A 2938-nucleotide genomic window follows, 5' to 3' on the forward strand; every position below is an offset into this window, starting at 1 on the left:
GGATTGTGGTATCGTGGTCAATCCGGATGCCGCCGCCAATTTGGCCGAGGGAGGTATTGTGGACGGCATAGGCAATGCCCTGTATGGGGAATTGACCTTTGAGGACGGCGTTCCGCAAAAATCCAATTTTGATGCATACCGGATGATCCGAATGGCCGAAGCGCCCAAAGAAATCGAGGTTCATTTTGTTGAGAGTGATACGGACCCCACAGGTTTGGGGGAACCGACCTTTCCACCGATTTTTGCCGCCGTGGCCAATGCACTTTATAAGGCCAAGGGGGAGCGTTTATACCAACAACCTTATATCAAGTATTTAAGCTAAATTGATTCCATAATTTTAGTTGTTACTATAAAATCATTGGGTTTGTCCCGCATAACATTAAAATCGGAAAGTATTGAAAAGCATAGGTAATTATATAGGCTGGGTGTTTTTTTTAGTGGTTACGGTGAATTATGGTCATGCACAAAAAATAAACAGTGATAAACCAAAGTCTCAAGCAGGCCAGATGTTGGTGCGAATTGCGGAAATAGAAATTTATCCAGAATATACCGAAGCATATATTGCCCTATTGAAAGAGGAATCGGAGGCATCCGTACGTTTGGAACCTGGCGTTATTTGCATCTACCCTATGCAAGAAAAGGAAAACCCTTCCCAAATCAGATTATTGGAAATATATGCCGATAACGACGCTTATCAATCCCATCTGCAGACACCGCATTTCAAATATTATAAATCCTCCACCCTTCAGATGGTCAAATCATTGCAGCTTATAGACATGAACAGTCTTGATTTGGAAACCATGCCCAAACTTTTTTTGAAAATGAAACCGTAGGACTAAGGCAATTTTTTCAAAACATTTTTCCGGCAACAACCTACTTCAACAACTAGTACAATACTGGTTTCCAAAACCATGTTTCCAAATGATTCTACACCTATTGAATTCACAAATTAACTTTCATTTTGCTTTTTGCAAGGGTACCTCACTTGTTGTCCTATATGGATAAGTAAAATTGGTAGCAATACCAGTAATTTGTGTACTGATTTAATACATGATGCCTACTACTTTTGCATAAAAGGCACAGATGAATTACAGGGTTTTAGGAAATGATTTGACCGTTTCTTCTATAGGGTATGGCTGTATGGGCCTGAGTTTTGGTTATGGTCCGGCCACCGATAAAAATTATGGCATTCGATTGATTAGGGAAGCGTATGAGCAAGGAGTGACCTTTTTTGATACTGCGGAAGTCTACGGTCCGTTTGATAACGAAAAATTGGTGGGCGAGGCCCTGGAGCCTATAAGGGACAATGTTGTGATAGCCACTAAATTCGGCTTTAAGGACGGAGACTCAAAAAAGGAACAGGACAGTCGCCCAGAAACCATCAGGAAGGTGGCCGAAGCCTCTTTAAAAAGATTGCGTACGGATGTCATTGATTTGTTCTATCAGCACCGGGTGGACCCCCAGGTGCCCATGGAGGATGTTGCGGGAACGGTGAAAGACCTTATCAAAGAAGGAAAGGTAAAGTATTTTGGCTTGTCCGAGGCAGGAGTGAAAACCATACGAAGGGCTCATGCTGAACTTCCAGTAACGGCATTGCAAAGCGAATATTCCCTGTGGTGGAGGGAACCTGAAAAGGAAATTTTCCCTTTGTTGGAAGAATTGGGCATTGGTTTCGTGCCTTTCAGTCCCTTGGGAAAGGGTTTTTTGACCGGGAAGATCGATGCTGATACAACATTTTCTGAAAACGATTTTAGGAACATCGTTCCCAGATTCACGGAGGAAAATAGAAAGGCCAACCAAAAGCTGGTTGATCTTTTAGGGGAAATCGCATTGGAGAAGGGAGGTACCCCTGCACAGATTGCCCTGGCCTGGATATGGGCTCAGAGACCATATTTAGTTCCGATTCCCGGCACGACCAAATCACATCGACTGAAAGAGAATATCGGTGCTGTTGATATCCATTTGACACCAGCAGATTTGCTTAAAATGGAGGAAACCTTAGCGGGTATCGAAATCAAAGGAGATCGTTATCCAAAAAAATTACAGCAACGCGTTGGGAACTGATCGGTATGACGGTTATGGTTGAAGTTGTTACCCCTAATTTTAAAGGACCTTACGGAATTTTTCAAATACAATTGTTTTTCTATGTCGGTTAAAGGAAAGAAGGAAGCATCCGATAAGATTTACACAGGATTTATGGAACTCATGGAAAGTCAATTTCCGGTTCATGACAAGAACTCCTTGCCCATTCAAAGGAGTCCCTCATATTATGCGGATGCGTTACATGTCCATGTCAACCATTTGAACAAGGTATTGAAAAAACATAGGGGAAAAACCACGACCCAGATCATATCCGAAAAGGTATTCGCAGAGTCCAAGCTATTGTTGGAAAATACTTCTTACAGTATAATTGAAATCTCAATTGTACTGGGTTTTTCCGAACCCTCACATTTTAGCTACTTCTTTAAAAAGAGGGCAGGATTAAGTCCTGTGCGATATCGGGAAAATAGAACCAAAAAGGATAATTAGTTTTAGAGCTTGGGGATATAAAACTAAGCTAAGAACTTGATACATATTTGGTTTTTCTGTTCATCACCCAATGGTTGGAAAGAAAACGTAGGGTTTAATTTGTTATTCTTTTCAAGAAAAAACTTTTGATAAACCTTTACTGAATCATTTTTCATTAAATCTGCTTTAGAAGGTTTGTAGGTATGGTCAAAAGTCACTTATTCGGTTACCTTTTGCGAAAAAAAAACGTAACTTTTTGGTATACAATGGGGTGGTCAATTATTTTGGCCAGACATCCCGAATTGAAGAAATTGGAAAAACAGATGCTTCTTATTAGAGGTTAGCATGCATTAGTTGACTGATCTATATCCAAAACCTGGACCATCACAAGGAAGGTAACCTCCATTAAATATTTCCTTGTTGTTCAAAA

Annotated in this window: 4 protein-coding genes; all 4 read left to right on the forward strand. The window is 40.7% G+C overall.

The annotated features are described in order from the left end of the window. Window positions 1–322: molybdopterin cofactor-binding domain-containing protein (locus AC13CC_RS00025; protein WP_482876500.1), on the forward strand; the 322-nt coding region annotated here is incomplete at its 5' end. A gap of 73 nt (window positions 323–395) precedes the next feature. Next, a complete protein-coding gene (locus tag AC13CC_RS00030; protein ID WP_421824558.1) occupies window positions 396–833 on the forward strand; it encodes a putative quinol monooxygenase in 438 nt (145 codons plus the stop codon). A 250-nt stretch (window positions 834–1083) separates the two neighbouring features. Next, entirely contained in the window at window positions 1084–2064 is a 981-nt protein-coding gene (locus AC13CC_RS00035; RefSeq protein ID WP_482876501.1) for an aldo/keto reductase, read from the forward strand. A gap of 81 nt (window positions 2065–2145) precedes the next feature. Next, on the forward strand, window positions 2146–2529 hold the full coding sequence (locus AC13CC_RS00040; RefSeq protein WP_482876502.1) for a helix-turn-helix domain-containing protein: 384 nt from the start codon (window positions 2146–2148) through the stop codon (window positions 2527–2529). Window positions 2530–2938 lie beyond the last annotated feature (409 nt).

The sequence above is a fragment of the Flagellimonas sp. L-11 genome (assembly GCF_056857735.1).

Excerpts from the sequence above, each read along its gene's own strand:
- AC13CC_RS00040 (WP_482876502.1), top strand. The coding sequence starts at position 2,146 with ATGTCGGTTAAAGGAAAGAAGGAAGCATCCGATAAGATTTACACAGGA.
- AC13CC_RS00035 (WP_482876501.1), top strand. The coding sequence starts at position 1,084 with ATGAATTACAGGGTTTTAGGAAATGATTTGACCGTTTCTTCTATAGGG.